The 16822-nt window shown below is 68.2% G+C and carries 13 protein-coding genes and 1 pseudogene; 5 read left to right on the forward strand and 9 right to left on the reverse strand.

The window, feature by feature from the left end; translation table 11 throughout:
* The first annotated feature begins 267 nt into the window (after positions 1 to 267).
* Positions 268 to 2973 (forward strand): PKD domain-containing protein, encoded by a 2706-nt coding sequence (locus ASC56_RS42965; protein WP_159039610.1) that lies wholly within the window; start codon positions 268 to 270, stop codon positions 2971 to 2973.
* A gap of 480 nt (positions 2974 to 3453) precedes the next feature.
* On the opposite strand, the gene ASC56_RS07210 is transcribed toward ASC56_RS42965, so the two are convergent.
* From ASC56_RS07210 to ASC56_RS07220, 3 genes and pseudogenes are all read right to left on the reverse strand, one after another.
* Positions 3454 to 3750, reverse strand: a complete 297-nt coding sequence (locus tag ASC56_RS07210; RefSeq protein ID WP_055490381.1) for a GYD domain-containing protein — start codon at positions 3748 to 3750, stop codon at positions 3454 to 3456.
* A gap of 253 nt (positions 3751 to 4003) precedes the next feature.
* A pseudogene (locus ASC56_RS39475) lies at positions 4004 to 4404 on the reverse strand (IS5 family transposase); the annotation flags it as partial.
* A gap of 328 nt (positions 4405 to 4732) precedes the next feature.
* Positions 4733 to 5449 carry a TetR/AcrR family transcriptional regulator gene (locus ASC56_RS07220; protein ID WP_055490382.1) on the reverse strand — a complete coding sequence of 239 codons (717 nt, stop codon included), beginning with the start codon at positions 5447 to 5449 and terminating at the stop codon, positions 4733 to 4735.
* 101 nt (positions 5450 to 5550) lie between these two features.
* Here ASC56_RS07220 and ASC56_RS07225 point away from each other — a divergent pair, with 101 nt between their 5' ends.
* On the forward strand, positions 5551 to 6744 hold the full coding sequence (locus tag ASC56_RS07225) for an FAD-dependent monooxygenase (protein WP_055490383.1): 1194 nt from the start codon (positions 5551 to 5553) through the stop codon (positions 6742 to 6744).
* 448 nt (positions 6745 to 7192) lie between these two features.
* On the opposite strand, the gene ASC56_RS07230 is transcribed toward ASC56_RS07225, so the two are convergent.
* Positions 7193 to 7969 carry an alpha/beta fold hydrolase gene (locus tag ASC56_RS07230; protein WP_055490384.1) on the reverse strand — a complete coding sequence of 259 codons (777 nt, stop codon included), beginning with the start codon at positions 7967 to 7969 and terminating at the stop codon, positions 7193 to 7195.
* A 478-nt stretch (positions 7970 to 8447) separates the two neighbouring features.
* Between ASC56_RS07230 and ASC56_RS37675 the strand changes: the two genes are divergently transcribed.
* From ASC56_RS37675 to ASC56_RS07245, 3 genes are all read left to right on the forward strand, one after another.
* Positions 8448 to 8999 (forward strand): hypothetical protein, encoded by a 552-nt coding sequence (locus ASC56_RS37675; RefSeq protein WP_159039611.1) that lies wholly within the window; start codon positions 8448 to 8450, stop codon positions 8997 to 8999.
* 391 nt (positions 9000 to 9390) lie between these two features.
* Positions 9391 to 10221, forward strand: coding sequence for an RNA methyltransferase (locus ASC56_RS07240; protein ID WP_055490386.1), 831 nt, complete (start codon positions 9391 to 9393; stop codon positions 10219 to 10221).
* 323 nt (positions 10222 to 10544) lie between these two features.
* The gene (locus ASC56_RS07245; RefSeq protein WP_055490387.1) at positions 10545 to 11450 is read left to right on the forward strand and encodes a LysR family transcriptional regulator; all 906 of its coding nucleotides are present in this window, start codon (positions 10545 to 10547) and stop codon (positions 11448 to 11450) included.
* Positions 11451 to 11478: 28 nt separating this feature from the next.
* On the opposite strand, the gene ASC56_RS07250 is transcribed toward ASC56_RS07245, so the two are convergent.
* The 5 genes from ASC56_RS07250 to ASC56_RS07270 form a co-directional block, all read right to left on the reverse strand.
* Complete coding sequence (locus ASC56_RS07250) at positions 11479 to 12045, reverse strand: nitroreductase (RefSeq protein WP_055490388.1); 567 nt, start codon at positions 12043 to 12045, stop codon at positions 11479 to 11481.
* 345 nt (positions 12046 to 12390) lie between these two features.
* A complete protein-coding gene (locus tag ASC56_RS07255) occupies positions 12391 to 13419 on the reverse strand; it encodes a TauD/TfdA family dioxygenase (protein ID WP_055490389.1) in 1029 nt (342 codons plus the stop codon).
* 26 nt (positions 13420 to 13445) lie between these two features.
* Positions 13446 to 14528 carry an aspartate kinase gene (locus tag ASC56_RS07260; protein WP_055490390.1) on the reverse strand — a complete coding sequence of 361 codons (1083 nt, stop codon included), beginning with the start codon at positions 14526 to 14528 and terminating at the stop codon, positions 13446 to 13448.
* Positions 14525 to 15568 carry an aspartate-semialdehyde dehydrogenase gene (locus ASC56_RS07265; protein ID WP_055490391.1) on the reverse strand — a complete coding sequence of 348 codons (1044 nt, stop codon included), beginning with the start codon at positions 15566 to 15568 and terminating at the stop codon, positions 14525 to 14527. The genes ASC56_RS07260 and ASC56_RS07265 overlap by 4 nt, the downstream gene beginning before the upstream one ends.
* 105 nt (positions 15569 to 15673) lie before the next feature.
* Positions 15674 to 16651, reverse strand: coding sequence for a DMT family transporter (locus ASC56_RS07270; RefSeq protein WP_055490392.1), 978 nt, complete (start codon positions 16649 to 16651; stop codon positions 15674 to 15676).
* Positions 16652 to 16822 lie beyond the last annotated feature (171 nt).

The raw sequence follows: 16822 nt of genomic DNA on the forward strand, positions 1-16822 counted from the left end.
ACGCTGCCCCCGAGACCTTTTCGACGCGCATAGACACGGCGACCATCGTCATGTCATGTACCGGCCCATCGAGCCGAAGGGCGCGCCGGTGTCGAAAGGTGGAGCACCACCAAATTCGGGGGGGCGCGCCGCGATGGCGCTGGTGCCCCCCGGGCCGAAGGCAGGCACGATCGACCGTCGACATCAGGGGTGGTGGCCCCTCCCAGGCGAAGCTCTGGGGGAGTCCGGGGGCGAGAGGGACACGTTCTGTGTTGGAGGCGGTTCTTCGTGATCAGATGGAAGTGGAGAGGCGCGGGCGCCTTGGCCGCCGCTCTCTCCGTCAGTTTGCTCGCAGGCCCCGCGGGCCTCTCGACGACCAAGGCCGAAGCCAGCGCCCATCCGGCGGCAGGCGTTGGCTCGTGCACCATCAAGAACTGGAAACCCAGTGCCGACCCCGACGACGCCCCCAGACTCCCCGAGGGCAAGCGTCCCCAGTCGTACAAGCCTGACGACTTCGACTGCGTCGGTGCCACCTTCGCGAAGAAGGGCGTGGAGTTCGCGAAGTTCCCGCAGCCGCACAACTTCCACATCACCAACAGGAAGACGGTCCGGTCGGTCTCGCAGTGCCGGACGGGGGTCTGCCCGGCCACGACCAGCGTGATGCAGCCGACCGCGGCGGCCAACCCGCTGGCCCCCTACTTCCCGCCGTTCAAGCACGTCGTGGTCGTCCTACGGGAGAACCACACCTTCGACGACTACCTGGGTGACTGCGCCACCGCGATCGCGGCGGGCTGCAACGGCGTCATGCAGAGCACCAACCACGTCAGTTCCGTGCCCAACCTCCACACGCTCGCCAAGACCTACGGGCTGTCGGACGCCTACAGCACGGGCACACAGCCCCCCAGCGGCCCCAACCACTGGTGGCTGTTCTCCGGGCAGTCGGCGTCCAGCTCGCAGCAGCAGTCGTACCCCACCGCCACCGGCACCCAGTTCGACCGGTTCCTCAACGGCACCGGCGGCAAGACCTTCCCGTTCGTCACCAACGGTGACATCTACTGGATGGTCAACAGCGGCAGCGGGTACTGGCGCAACCCGTCCACCGGCAACGTCGAGTGGCTGCCCGTCAACCGCCCCGGCACCACCGTCCCCGAGGAACTGCACTACAACGAGTACACCACCAAGGGACAGAACGTCTCCGACCAGACCATCGCGAACGACTACCTGAGCTACGTCAGCGCCAACGGCCTGCCGGCCTATTCCTACGTCGAGTTGTTCAACGACCATCCGGGCACGTACCAGGACATCCCGACGAACGACGCCACCACCAAGCAGGTCGTCGACTCGATCATGGGCAACGCGGCCTACAAGGACAACACGCTCATCGTTGTCACGGAGGACGACACCCAGAACGGCAGCAACGGCCCCGACCACGTCAGCAACACCTACCGCGTGCCGCTGGTCGTCATCGGGTCACCGACCTACGTGAAGCAGCACCACCTCTCGCACGTCGCGTACAGCACGGACAACGTGCTGGCCGCGATGGAACGCGTGATGGAGAACAACAACCCGGGCATCATCGACCCCAACAACAACATCGGCCTGTCGTCCTTCCCCATGACGACGGCCGACCAGGCGGCCCTCGGCGATCCCCTCGAGGACTTCTGGGTCCAGGGCTCCACCCCGCTCACGGCCACGGCCTCCGCGTCGCCGACGTCGGGCAACGCGCCGCTGAGCGTGAACTTCAGTGGCTCGGCCACGGGCGGCACGTCCCCCTACTCCTACAACTGGAACTTCGGCGACGGGTCGGCGGCGAGCACGGCCCAGAACCCCGGCCACACCTACAACTCGGCCGGCACCTACACCGCGACCCTCACCGTCACCGACAGCTCCTCACCGGCGAAGACGGCCCAGTCGACGGTCACCGTGACGGTCAGCGCCGTCGGCAGCGCGCTCACGGCCTCCGCATCCGCCACGCCGACCTCCGGACAGGTCCCGTTGAACGTCTCCTTCAGCGGCACGGGCACCGGCGGAACCCCGCCGTACTCCTACAGTTGGAACTTCGGCGACGGCTCGGCGGCGAGCACGGCCCAGAACCCCAGCCACACCTACAACTCGGCCGGCACCTACACCGCGACCCTCACCGTCACCGACAGCTCCTCACCGGCGAAGACAGCCTCGTCGAACGTCTCGATCACGGCCTCGCCGGTCGCCGGGACCGTTCCTGACGCGCCCACCGGCCTGACCGCGACCGGCGGCAACGGCCAGGCGTCACTGTCGTGGACGGCTCCCGCCAGGGACGGGGGTGTCTCCATCACGAACTACCGGGTCTACCGCGGCACGTCCTCCGGCACGGAGACGCTCCTGACGTCGGGCGGCTGCAGCGGCCTCGGCGCCGTGCTCTCGTGCACGGACACCGGCCTCACCAACGGCCAGAAGTACTACTACAAGGTCAGCGCGGTGAACGCCATCGGCGAGGGCGCGCAGAGCAACGAGGCAACCGTCACCCCGGGCAGCAGTTGCGTGGCGAAGCAGTTGCTGGGCAACCCCGGATTCGAGACGGGTACCGCGTCGCCGTGGTCGGCGACCAGCGGCGTGGTCAGCAACAAGACGGCACAGCCGCCGCACTCCGGGTCGTGGGACGCCTGGATGGACGGCTACGGCAGCACCCACACCGACACGCTGTCGCAGTCGGTCACCCTGCCGACCGTGTGCACCACCTACAACGCCAGCTTCTGGCTGCACATCGACACGGCCGAAACGAGCACGACAACCAAGTACGACACCCTGAAGGTGCAGGTGCTCGACAGCTCCGGAACGGTGCTGTCCACGCTGGCCACCTACTCCAACCTCGACCACAACACCGGATACGTCCAGCGCAGCTTCAACCTGGCGCAGTACGCCGGGCAGAACATCACCCTGAAGTTCACCGGCGCCGAGGACTACACGTACCAGACGTCGTTCGTGGTCGATGACACGGCGCTGAACGTGAGCTGAACGCAGGACTGGAGTACAAGCCGTACCCGAGCTGAGTCCCAAATGCGAGTCGAACGGAATTGGCGGGCCGACCGGCAACTGGTGCCGGCCGGCCCGTCGCCGTTCGTCGGTCGGCAAGGCTCGCGCGTCCGCTCGGAGCCAGTCGCTCGATGTTCGACATCACGACCATTTCTGCATCCGTCTTCAGTACGCTGACCTCACCGGTCGGGGTTTCGATGCCGGCGTGCACTCGGGCAGAGCATCGTTGAACGGGTACGCGTGGAACTCCTGGAGCACCGCGACCGGACGCGGCACTCGTGTGGGTGAGCGAGCCGGCCCTGCGTCGAGCGTCCACTTCCCACCCCCGAGGTGCTGTGCCCCGCACAGCTGATCGCAAGCACTGCCCTGTCGGCGAGGCAGGTGACACCTCTGCTGACGCCAGCTGTGCCAGCGACAGCCCGGCAGCCGAGCCGACTCGTCGCTCGCACTGTGTGGTGGTCGTCAGCCAGCCGCCTTGGCGATGATGCTCTCCATCTCCTCTCGGTCGAAGGCCCGCAGAGTCGTGGAACGGACGTTGCCCGCCCCACCGAGCTGCAGGAGTGCTGCTGTGGCCGTTTCGTCGTCGGGCGCCTCGACGATGGCCACGAGGTCGTATGGACCGACGGTCCAGTAGATACTCAGGAGCTTCGCCCCGAGCTTCTGTACCGCTGAGCCGAAGGTCTCGGCGCGCTTCGCGGTGTCCTTGTAGTTTCGGACTCCTTGATCAGTCCAGCTCAGCAAAGCGACGTACGTCGGCATGTTCTTCCACCTTCTCGAGAAGACACATCACGAGGTCAAGCCTGGGCATCTAGTCCAGAACCCGCACGAGATACGCGCCCGAACGAGCATATGAGCGACCACAGGCATCGAGGGGCGGGCTGACATCCACGCCTGACATCGACGAAAGCGGACACCACCGGATCGCCGCGGTTCTCGGCAAAGTAGGTGCAGCCATGCAGCCACAGCGATCCAGAGCCGCAGTTATCGCGGATCGAACTCCTAAGACGTCGTCTCATTTGGTGAGTCTGCGGTAGCAGATGAGGCTGCAGGCGATGGCGGTGAAGGCGAGGAAGTGTTCGGCCTTGCGTTCGTAGCGGCAGTGCAGGCGGCGGCAGCCGCCCAGCCAGGACATGGTTCGCTCGATCGTCCAGCGTGCCGGCCCAGTCGGGTGGAGGACTCGATGCCCTTGCGGGCGATGCGGTGCCGGATGCCTCGCTTGCGGAGCCATCGGCGCAGGTGGTCGTAGCCGTAGCCCTTGTCCGCGTGGAGCTTGGCGGGCCGCCGTCTGCGCGGGCCGCGGCGGGAACGGATCGGCGGGATGCCCCGGACGAGCGGCTCGAGCGCCTGGCTGTCGTGGAGGTTCGCTCCGGAGATGCCGATGGAGAGGGGTAAACCGGTCCGCTCGGTGATCAATCAGCACCAGCCCAGACTACCGATCACGCCAAATGAGACGACGTCTGAATGCGGATGTCACTTCCCCACCCGGCCCGGCTCGAACGGGCTGGTCCCCTCTCGACGACGGCCGAACCCTGACCCTCCACAACGGGCCGACATTGAAGGAAGCAGCCGCCGACCGACGCAGGCCACGTCAATCGCACGGGTGCGTGACCGGCAAGGGCCACCAACGGGGTAGCTGGTAGCTCATCAAGGGCGAGGCACGGCGCTTGGTCATCGCGGACCGGTTCCTGTCACCGTGCGGCGATGAGCAGGGCAGGCCGGACGACTGTGATACAGGGCGCGGTCAACGTGCACGCTTGTCGATGAGTGCGGCCAAGCCGTCCAGGATGCGTTGCAGGCCGAACTCCCAGGCCTGATCCTGCCCGTCGGACTGGGCTGCTGACGCGAGGGCCCCAGTGAGCGCGGGAAATCGCTCGCCGTGTGCCTGCATCAGATCGCCGAGGAAGGCGCCCAGCTGGGCCTCGGGGTCGCCTGCGGGGCCTGCTGCACGGGCCTGCTGGGTGATAGCACGTACGTGACCCACCAACAGGACAGCCGCGTCGATCCGTTCGGCACCGCTCAGCCCCGTACCATCCAGGGCCGCGACGGCGTGCTCCAGCCAGGACAGCTCTCCAGGCCCCGGGATCCGCGGCCCGACGGTGGCGTCCAGCGCCCAGGAGTGCCGGCCAAAGACGGTGATCAGCTGCCGGGCCCATTCCTCCAGCTGCTCTCGCCAGCCACCGCGCCGTGCCCTCGCCGCCGGGTAAGGGCCGATCGCAGCGTCCACCATCAGAGCGACCAACTCCGCCTTGCCCGGCACGTAGCGGTACAGCGCCATCTTGGTCACGCCCAGTTGCGCGGCGACCCGCTGCATGGACACCTCGGCCAGCCCGTCCGAGTCGGCGATCTCGATCCCGGCGCGCGCGATGCCGTCCAGGTCGAGTTTCGGTCGGGGGCCCCGCGCGGGCTTAGGGCGCGGACCCCACAGCAGCCGCACCACCTCGGCGTGCTCGCCACCCATGTCTGCCGCCCCTCCTGCCCTGGCCTTGCCGAACCATCTGTGTCTACGGTACACAGTAATTATCAGTGTCCGTAGGACACAGTTTTTGGAGGGGAGAACCCGTGAACAGGAACGTCCTCATATCCGGTGCGAGTATCGCCGGCCCGGCGCTGGCTCACTGGCTGGGACGCCACGGCTTCAGGCCCACCGTCGTCGAACTGGCCCCGTCCCTGCGCCAGGGCGGCCAAGCCGTCGACTTCCGTGGTGAAACACATCTGACCGTGCTGGAGCGCATGGGCCTGATCCCCGAACTACGCCGTATCCAGACCGGCGGCAGCCCGGTGCGATTCGTCGACGAACTCGGCCGGACGCTGCTGCATCTGCCGGCCGAGTTCACCGGCGGCGAGATAGAGGTACTCCGCGGAGACCTGGCCCGAGTGCTGTACGAACACAGCCTCCCCTACACCGAGTACATCTTCGGCGACTCGATCACCAGCCTCGCCGAGACCTCCTCCGGCGTGCGGGTCGGCTTCCAACGCGGAGCCTCGCGCGACTTCGACCTGGTCATCGGCGCGGACGGGTTGCACTCCAACGTCCGACGCCTCGCCTTCGGCCCGGAGGAGAACTATGTGAGCCACCTCGGCTACTACGCCGCCACCTGGCAGCTGCCCAACGACCTGGGCCTGGGAAAGGGCTCGATCGGCTACAACGTCCCGGGTCGGTTCGCCTCCGTCGGTGCCGACCACCGGAACCCGGCCCAGGCAGGGGCGTTCTTCGTCTTCGCCGCACCTGAGCTGTCGTATGACCGCCGCGACCCCGAACAGCAGAAGCGTCTGATCGACCACGCGTTCTCCGGCCTCGGCTGGGAGGTGCCCCGCCTGCTCGGCACGCTGCACCAGGCCCCCGACCTGTACTTCGACTCGATCAGCCGGGCGGACGTGGATACCTGGTCCACTGGGCGAGTGTGCCTCGTCGGCGACGCCGCCTGCGGGGCGACCATCGGCGGGATGGGCACGGGAACCGCCGTCGTTGCCGCCTACGTACTGGCCGGCGAACTCGCGCGAGCCCAGGGCGACCACCGGGTGGCCTTCACCCGGTACGAGAGCAGGCTCCGCAAGTACGCCAGGGGCTGCCAGGCCGGCGGCGACCGCACCGGGAAGTTCCTCGCGCCCGGCACCGCAGCCGGCATACGGTTCCGCAACACTGTGTTGTCCCGTCTTCTGTTCCTGAACGGAATGCTCAGGCTGGGGGAGAAAGTCAGCAGCACCGTGGCCCTGCCCGACTATCCAGCCGGCCCCAGCCGCGTCAGCCGGTGACTCGGCTACCTTGGTGATGCCCGGGGACGCGGCGCGTTGAGGCGGGAGATCAAGGCGAGCGCCGTGTCCCAGCACTGGCCGGTCCGACCGAGCGACAACCGGATGGCCGAACTCGCAGGCAGGGACGGCGAATTCGCGGCTGGTGTATCGGCGTCCGCGGACAATCCGATTGGAAGATCACCGCAGCGGCCGGGCGGCGGCTTCGGCACGCAGCCCGCGGTGCCTCGGCGACCAGAACGGTGCGTTGAGAGAGCCGTGGCCCGCTTGAGGGTCTCCACGTCCTCCCGCAGCCGGCGGTTCTCCCGGCGCGGTGCGGGAACTCAGGCGTGAACGAGCGGCCAGGACGCGGCTTCTTCTTGCCATTCCCATGCGTCAGCCGGATGGCTGATCGGTATCCCGGCTTCTGAGTCAGCCCGACGTTCTCGTCTGCACCCGTTAGGACTGCGTGTCAGCTCTTGCCCGCGGCTTGCAGAATGAGCCTGGCGATCGCTTCCGGGTGCGTCACGAGCGAGAGGTGACCTGCGTCGACCTCGATGGTCGTGGCCTTCATGCGCTGGGCCATGAAGCGCTCAAGCTCGGGATTGATGGTGCGGTCGTTCTTCGAGACCGCGTACCAAGACGGCTTCTGATGCCAGGCGGCGACGCTCGTGGTGGGCGGAGCGGTCGACAGCGGCACTTGGGCCGCGTAGAGCACGAGGGCCTCCTTCCTGGGCACGCCGTTCGCGAAGTCCTGGAGGAACGCCGGCTGGCTCAGAAACCTGAAACCGTCCGAGGTGATGATTCCTGAGCTGACCGGAGGGGTTGGGAACTTCGCCGAGAGCGCGGCGAAGTCCTCGCCGGCTTCTGGGGCGCGGGCGGCGACGTAGACGAGTCCAGTGACGTTCGGTGCGAGCCCGGTCTGGGAGATGACGGTGCCGCCATAGGAGTGTGCGACCAGGAGAGTGGGCCCGTGCTGCCGGGCTAGTACGAAGTTCGTGGCGGCGACATCGTCGGCGAGAGAAGTAAGAGGGTTCTGCACCGCGGTGACGTTCAATCCGGCCGCTTGCAGCAGCGGGATGACCTTCGCCCAGGAAGAGCCATCCGCGTAGGCACCGTGTACGAGTACGACATTGCGTACTGCGGGCTTGCGGCTACGGGTTGCCGCCCGGGCCGTCGGGGCCCCGGAGAGCGTGGCTGCTGCGACTCCCGCGCCCAGAGCAGAGAACTGACGACGACTGATCACCATCGGTACCGTCCCGTCCCTTACCGGTACGCATATTTCTTGGGCCTCCAATGGCGCCTACTTTTGAGCGCCGAGCCGGAGAGTGCTACCTGGGATACGCCGTTCGTATGGCGCCCCCAGTGGCTGCCCTCTCGGCACAAGGACCGGTGCCGGTTGGTTGCAACGACGTGCGCGGGGGCTTCCACGAAGTTCCACCGACGAAGGGGTCCGTGCTCCATCCGTGGTGTCGAGGTGGAGCTTGCCGTTGTCCTCGACGTACGCCTCGCCGATGTGTGCCGGGCAGGCGTCGAGGTCGGCACGGCCCACCTTCCTGGGCCAGGAGCAGGATGAACATGTTCGGCCGGCGTCGCCTTCGGCGCGTGACGGAAGCCGGGAAGTCGGGCCTTCGAGGTCGCCCCGGGACAGACGCGCGATGGGGAGGTCCGCCTCTTCCAACCGCTCGTCACTTACACTGTGGCCGTTACACACCGTGAGGGATCATGTGAGAGACGTAACCGAATCACTACGAAGACTGCAGCCCCACCTCGTGCTCCGCGGAGCACTGATCGCCGCGCTCGTCGCACAGTCGGCCGCGCTCGTCGCCCAGCAAATGCAGATCGACGATCTGCAGACACAGCACATCGATCTGCAGGGACACCACGTCCAGACCGGACCCTCTGGCCCCTCCGGTCCACCCGGCCCCGCTGGCCCGCCCGGCCCTGCCGGCCTGAAAGGCAAAGACGGGAAGGATGGGAAGGAAGGGAAGGACGGGAGAGAGGGGACTCACGGAAGGGAGGGGAAAGAAGGGAAGGAAGGAAAGGAAGGCAAGAACGGCAAGGATGGGATGAACGGGAAGGATGGGCAGAACGCTGTCGCCAGACCAACGCCGACCGAGTCCCGCGGCCACCGTTGGAACAACCCGAACAGGGCCCTCCCGGGCAACTCCTCCGTCCTGCCCGAGGACCATTGCATGACAGAACGGGGATACTCGCAGTTGCCGACGGCAACGCCCGACGAACTGCAGCACCAGCGCGAGTGTCGACCGGACCGGTGACCAGGCGGGTTTGCTCGCTGCGGGAACGGGCCCGCGAACTCCTCGTCACGAATCAGGGGCCCGGCTCGTCCCGGACCCGGATCGCCGGACTCCCCTTCGGAACCCGGTCGGCGCCGGCCGCGCCACCCGCGCCGGACTCACCGGGACCTCGTCCCTGAGGTGGTGGGCAGTGCGGTTGCTGTACAGCAGGGAAGTACAGCAACCGCGGCCACAACCAACCGCCACCAAACCCGGGCGACCGTCTGATGTGCCCGGCAGATCTCGGGGACCGCCGCACCCATCGGAGACGTACAGCCACGACGCGGTCCGTGTAACCTGCTGGGCACCCCGGCGCCATGTCTCGCCTGGGACGATCGGGTTCGCAACGATCATCTTTCGGCTTGGAGGACGGGTGGCGTTACAGCGGATCTCGACCCGCAATGCCCGTTTCCAGCAGCTGCAGACGCTGCTCAACAACCGCACGAAGCGACGGCGCGCCAAGGAGTTCCTGGTCCAGGGTGTCCGGCCGATCACGATGGCCCTGGAGCACGGCTGGACCATTCATTCGCTCCTCTACGACACCAGCCGCCCCCTCTCCCGATGGGCCGAGGATCTGCTGCGCAACGCTGGTGCCGAGCGCGTCGCGGTGACGCCGCAGTTGCTCGCGGAGCTCAGCGAGAAGGCCGACGGGGCTGTGGAAGTGCTGGCGGTGATCGGGATGGCGCCGGACAGCCTCTCCCGGATCAAGGTTCACGACGCCTTTCTCGGGCTGGTCTTCGACCGGCCGACGCAGCCCGGCAACATCGGAAGCATCGTGCGGTCGGCCGACGCGTTCGGTGCCGACGGGCTCATCGTGACCGGGCATGCTGCGGACCCTTACGACCCCAAGTCGGTACGTGCCTCCACGGGATCCTTCTTCGCCGTGCCCGTGGTGCGCAGCCAGTCGCACCACGAGGTCATGGAGTGGCTGGAGAGGGAGCGCGCTCATGGGCGGCCGGTGGCCGTCGTCGGCACGGACGAGCACGGTGAGGCCGACGTCTCGGAATTCGACCTGACCCAGCCGGTCCTGCTGCTCATCGGCAATGAGTCCGCGGGCCTCAGCGCGGCCTGGCGTGAGGTCTGCGACCACGTGATCAGCATTCCGATGACGGGCTCGGCCAGCTCCCTGAACGCGTCGAACGCCGCCTCCGTCGTTCTCTACGAGGCGCGCCGTCAGCGCCTGGCGAAGCAGCGCACGGCGTGACCTGCCGAGGTCGTGTCCAGACCTCGCCGCTGACTGCCAGCGCTTCCACCACCAGGCGTTCCCAGCGCGAGACCGGGGGCGGGCTCGGTGGGGGTCTCGGGATCGCCCGACACCCTTATCACCATCTGCGGCGTGTGCGGCCGCCGCCACCGCCGCTCTTGACGGAATTCTTGCAAGACGCTGGGCTGCGAATTGCGGGAGTGATAGAGATCACGCACCCTACTTGCCGTACGGGTGTTTTTGTCACCCTTGTACCCGCTGCACATCTGCCTCTAGAGGAGGCATGATCGTTGTAAAAAAGCGTCTCACCGCTGGGGGGAACGATGGAAATTCGCCATCTGGTCACTTTTCAGAGAGTGGCGGCTCTGATGAGTTTTACTCGTGCGGCAGAGGAGCTCAGTTATGCTCAATCGAGCGTGACCACACAGGTACGTGCGCTGGAGACTTCTCTGGGGGTGGAACTCTTCGACCGGCTGGGCGGAAGGATTCGCCTCACGGCGGCGGGCGAGAAGCTGCTCACGTACGCCGAGCAGATCCTGACCCTGACCGAGGAGGCCCGGGCGGACGTCGCCGGCGGTGACGGGCCCTCGGGAACGCTGGTCATAGGCACCATGGAGAGCATCACCTCCTACCGGTTACCCCCGCTCCTCGAGCTCTTCCACCACCGCCATCCCAAGGTGCAGCTGTCGCTGCGGCCCAGCCTGTGCGCCGAGACCTGCCACGCGCTGCGGCAGGGCACGTTCGACATCGGCTTCCTCATGGAGGCGGAGACCCGGCAGCAGGGGCTGGAGATCGCCGTGCTGGCGGAGGAGCCCCTGGTCCTGGTCGGGGCCCCCGGCCACCCGCTCGCCCAGCGGGACGAACTGTCGCTCGACGATCTGCGGACGGCATCCATTCTGGCCACCGAGGCCGGATGTTCATATCGCGACCTCTTCGAAGAGGAACTGCGGGGTGGAGTGGAGACCGTTTCCTTCCTGGAATTCGGAACGATAGAGGCCATCAAGCGGGGGGTCATGTCCGGGCTCGGCATCTCCCTTCTCCCCGAGGTCACCGTCTCGACGGAACTGGACAAGGGCGAGATGATCCCGCTGCCCTGGGAGGCCCCGTTTTCCGTGTACACGCAGTTGGCCTGGCGCAGCGGCAAACGGCTGACCCGTGAGCTGAAACTGTTCATCGACCAGACGATTCGACTCCTGCGCGAGGAGACCCCGCTCGCCGAATCCTCCTGAATGCCCGTCAGGTGGCGGGGCGGCTGCGTCACGCGGGCACCAGCTCGGGGGCGAACACCGAGACCCGGTCGGTGACGTCGTCCGGTACCCGCCTGCGCAGCGGCCGCCCCGGCTCCGGCGTACCGATGTACAGCCACCCCAACAGGCGTTCGTGCCCTCGCACACCGAGTAACCGCCGCACGCCGTCCGACTCGGTGAATCTCCCGGTGCGCCAGATGCCGCCGAACCCCCGCGAGTGCAGCAGGAGCATCAGGTGGCCGGTCATGGCGCTGGTGGCGGCCAGTTGCTCCCACTCGGGGACCCGGTGGCCCGGGGCCGGGCTGAACACCAGCGTGGCCAGCAGCGGCGCCCGCCGGGGCTTGGCCTCGGTGGCGTCGCGGCGCGACGCGGAGCCCGGATCCTCGTCGGCGAAGCAGCGGCCGAGAGCGTCACGGCCCTCGCCGCGCACCAGGATCCACCGCCAGGGGCGGAGGTGGCCGTGGTCGGGTGCCGTGGCGGCGGCCCTCAGCAGATAGGTGAACTCCTCGTCGCTCGGGGCCGGTTCGACCAGCCGGTGTTCGCTGCGGCGGGTCAGTACGGCGGTCATGACGTCCATCGACGGTCCTTTCGCGCTGTCCGCGTCTGCGCTGTCGGGGGTGTGAGGTGGGTCTGTCGTGCCTGTGGGTCTGTCGTGCCTGCGGGTCTGTCGTGCCTGCGGGTCTGTCGTGCGTGTCGTGCCTGCGGGTCTGTCGTGCGTGTCGTGCCTGCGGGTCTGTCGTGCGTGTCGTGCCTGCGGGTCTGTCGTGCGTGTCGTGCCTGTGGGTCTGTCGTCCCTGTCGTGCCTGCGGGTCTGTCGTGCCTGTGGGTCTGTCGTGTCTGGGCTGTCGTGGGTCCGTGGTGCACAAGACGGGGGGTGGAGCGCCCGGCCGGTTGTCCGGGCGCTCCACCCCCAGTGGCGGGCTCAGTAGTGGACGCGGCGGTCCTCGGCGGTCTGCCGGTAGCGGATGGTCCACTGGCTGCGGCGTACGTAGGTCCGCTGGAGCCAGCGGTCGGCGCCGTCGTAGCGCGCGGTGAACGGGGTGCGGGCGTGGAGTCCCTTGCGGTTGTTGATCAGGAGGGCCTCGCCGGGGCGGAGGAACACCTGGTGGGCGACCTCCCGGCAGGCGGCCTGGAGCCGGTCCAGGGCGGCCTGCGCGGCCGTCGTCATGGCCCGTACGCCGTTGGCGGAGCAGGCGATCTCCGGGGAGCCCTCGGGGCCGTTGATCATCGCCACCGGGTCGGAGAGCACCTCGCCGCCGCCGGCCACGTCCCGGATGTAGCTGCCGGGGGCGTTGAGGCGGAAGAGCGGGCTGCGCAGCAGTTCCAGCGTGCGGGGGTCGAGGACGGAGATGATGTCGCGGGCGTCGGCGTAGTGGGTGGCGGCCATGCCCTCGTGGTCGGCGCGCAGGCAGCTGAGGACGAGGAAGTCGGGGTTGCTGACGTCGTAGCGGCCGATGGCGTCGTGAACGATGTCGTTGTGGAAGTTCAGGAAGACCGTGGAGCCCTGGTTGGTCTGGGTCATCGCCCCGCCGGGGACGGGGATGACATCGTGGATCAGCTGCCCGTTCTTCTCGGTCCGGAAGCCGACCGGCTCACCCAGCAGGCCCGACAGGCCCAGCAGGACGCCCTCGGCGACGAACGTCGGCTTGTCCGGCGCCGGGCCGCCGTTCGACGGTGTGGCGGGCAGTCGCTCGTCGACGGGCAGATTGCGCACGTAGCCGACGCCCGGGGTGTCGGTGTGGCGGCCGAAGTCGAGGATCTGCTGCAGCAGGTCGAGCGGCAGGCCGGCGAAGATCTGGTGGTAGCGGGCCATCGCGCGGTCGATGTTCAGGGTCGGATCGGGCTCGGCGGCCAGCTGCGCGCCGATCGAGTCGCGCACGCTGTCGGGGAGTTCGGTCGTGCCGAGGGTCTGGACGGTGCGGGCGGCGGTCTCGACGGTGGTCGCGGTCATGGTCGTGACTCCTTCGTGGTGGTGGTCTAGAGGGCGCGGAGGGCGGCGGGAGCGGGCAGTGCGTCGTGCAGCTTCTGCGCGAGCTGCCGGGCCTGTTCGGGGTCGGCGGCGATGTGGGTGGTGGCGCGGGCCCCGGTGATCTCGGTGACCGGGATGCCCAGCACCCTCGGCTGGGGCAGGTCCTGGGTGCGGTGGAAGAGTTCGATGTCCAGGTAGCCGCCGACGACGGCGAGGTGCGGTTCGCCCTCCAGCCGTACGGTGTCGATGCCCTCGGCGTGGAAGACGCTGTGCGCGTGGTCGGCCTGCGCTGCGGTGTCGTAGGCGAGGGCCTGGGACTTGGTGTTGAGGACGACGCTCGCAGCCGGCGCGCCGACCGAGCTGATCACCGTGCCGGTGCGGAACGGCTCCCGGTTGTGGCGACAGACCAGGGTGATCCCGTGCTGCCGGGCGGTCCGTACGGATCGCCGGTGGAGCACCTTGGCCCCGTACAGCGACATCAGGGAGGCCGTGTCATAGGTGACGTCGGGCAGGAGGCGGGCTCCGGTGACGGCGTTGGGGTCCGCGCTGTAGATGCCGTCGACGTCCGAGTGGATCTCGCAGCGGTCGGCTCCCAGGGCGGCGGCGACGAGCACCGCCGACAGGTCCGAGCTGTTCTTGCCGAGCCAGGTCGGGCGGCCGTCCTTGTCGGCGGCCTGCCCGCCGGGGATGAGGATCACCTGGTGCTCCTCGAAGGCCCGCCGGAGCGGTTCCGCGTCCAGGTGCCCGACCTTGGCCCACATGAACGTGCTGTCGGTGACCAGTCCCTGCTGGTGTCCGGCGAGGACGGTGGCCGTGACTCCGGTGCGGTGCAGGGCGGCCGCCAGGAGGTGGGCGCTGGTGGTGTCGGCGAGGGTGAGCAGGCCCGCGACGGTGGCGTCGGCCGGCTCCGGGGCGACCTCGTGGAGCAGGGCGCGCAGCTTCTCGGTCTCGCCCGGCATCGCGCTGACGACGACGGCGAGCGGGCGGCCCTCGTCCTCGATCCGGCGGCGCAGGGCCCCGGCGAGGTCGGCGTAGGCCTGGAGGGTGGGGAAGGTGGACCCTCCGAACTTCAGGACGGCTGGGGTGGTCACAGGACACCTCGCTCGGTGAGGACTTCGGCGATCTGCAGGGCGTTGAGGGCGGCGCCGATACGGACGTTGTCGGCGACGATCCACATCCAGAAGCCGCGCGGGTTGTGGCCGGCCACGCGGACCCGGCCCACGTGCACCTGGTTGGGGTCCCCGGCGGTCCGGGGGGTGGGGAAGGCTCCCACGGTCTCGCGATCGTGGACGGTCACCTCGGTCTGCCCGGCCAGCAACTCGACCAGTTCGGCCCGATCGACCGGGTTGTGGCACTCGACCCAGGCGGCCTCGGAGTGGCTGTTGACGACGGGGACACGGACGCAGGTGGTGGTGACGTCCAGGTGCGGCAACCCGAGTATCTTGCGGGACTCCTGGAGCATCTTCTGTTCCTCGAAGGTGAAGCCGTCGTCGAGGAGCCGGTCGATGCGGGGAATGACGTCGAAGCCGAGGGACGGACTGAACGTCTCGGACACGCCGGGGCTTTCGGGGTCCTCCAGTACGGAGCGGGCGGCCGCGCGCAGTTCGTCGATGCCGGAGTACCCCGCACCGGACGCCGCCTGGTAGGTGCTGACGACGGCCTGGCGGATGCCCCAGCGCTCCTCGACCGGCTTGAGCAGGCGGACGAGGGGGATGGTGGAGCAGTTCGGGTTGGCGATGATGCCGCTGACCGGACGGGCGTCGAGTTCGTGGGAGTTGACCTGGGGGACGACCAGAGGCGTGTCGGGGTCCATCCGGAAGGCGCTGGTGTTGTCGATGACCAGTGCTCCCTGGGCGACCGCCTTCGGGACCCAGGTGGTGCTGACGCTGCCGCCGGCGGAGAAGAAGGCGACGTCCACGGAGGAGAAGTCGAAGCCGTCCAGGTTGTGCACCCGGTAGGTGCGCCCCTCCACGGTGATCTCGCGCCCGGCCGAGCGGGCGGAGGCCACCAGGTGCAGATCGCGGTAGCGGAATCCGCGGTCCTGGATCAGCTGGAGGAGGGTGGTGCCGACGACTCCGGTGGCGCCGACGACGGCGATACGGGGTGCGGTGGGGTCGGTGACGTAGGGCATGTGAGGGGTTCCTCTCGGGACGCGGTACGTGATGCCGCTGGGTTGGCTGTCCGTGCGTGGTGCCGTTCGGGAACTCGCTGAGCTGTGGGGGCTTTCGGGTGCCCGTCAGGCCGTGGTGCTGTTGCCGGATACGCCGGCCTGCTGCGGTTCCGCGGGGGCCGCGACGCTGCGTGAGGTCGGGGTCAGGCGCGGGCGCCAGCCGAGGTTGGTGCCCAGGGAGGCGGCCACGATGAGCGGGACACCGAGGGCCTGGGTCCAGGTGACGTGGTGGCCGTACACGGCCCAGTCGCAGACCATCGCGGCGGCCGGGTAGACGAAGGCCAGGACGGCGATCTTCGAGGTGGGCAGCTTCTGGTACGCGGAGTACATCAGGACGTACATGACGCCGGTGTGGATGAAGCCGAGGCCGACCAACCAGGCCCAGCCGGAGCCCAGGTGGGTGCTCTGTCCGAGCTGGGTGAAGGGCAGCAGGAGCGGGATGCCCAGCAGGACCTGGACCAGGGCGATCAGATGGGGCTTCACGCCGGTGACGCGCTTGGTGATGATCGTGGACAGGCCGTAGAAGAGGGCCGCGATCAGGGCGTAGCCGAGGCCGACCAGGTAGCTGCTGCCGCCGGAGAGGTCGGAGGCGGAGACGCCGGCGACGAGGATGAGTCCGAGGAAGGCGACGAGCAGCCAGCCCGCCTTCTGTGCGGTGATGCGGTCCTTGAACAGGAGGGCTCCCAGGAGCACCACGAAGAAGGGCTGGGTGTGGTAGACGACGGTGGCCACGGAGATGGACGTCTTGCTGTAGGACTCGAAGAGGAACGCCCAGTTGAAGACGATGAACACTCCGCCCAGGGCGGCCAGGCCCAGCTTCTTCGGGGTGAACCCGTGGTTCTTGAAGAAGCCTCGGAGCAAGCAGTACAGGCCGAGGAACAGAGTGCCGAAGACACACCGGTAGAAGACCACGTTGAACGGTGAGGCGCCCGACTCGACGACGAAGACGCCGATCGTGCCGGACAGCAGCATGGCCGCCGTGAGTTCGATCGGGCCGCGCGTCTCCTGCCGCGCCGCCGCGTCCGCCGTACTTGAGGTGCTCATGTCATACTCCTGCTCTGCGGGTGAGGGTGTCCCCTGGCCCGGTCCGGTCCAGGGCTTGGCGGGTCCGGTCGGGGTCGGGTCGGGTCGGGTTCGGGTCGGGTCGGGTTCGGGTCGGGTTCGGGTCCCGGCCTTCTCAGGTCCGGGCCGTCTCAGATGCGGGCCTTCTCAGGT

This window comes from Streptomyces sp. TP-A0356, assembly GCF_001417775.1.
Taxonomy (GTDB): Bacteria; Actinomycetota; Actinomycetes; order Streptomycetales; family Streptomycetaceae; genus Streptomyces.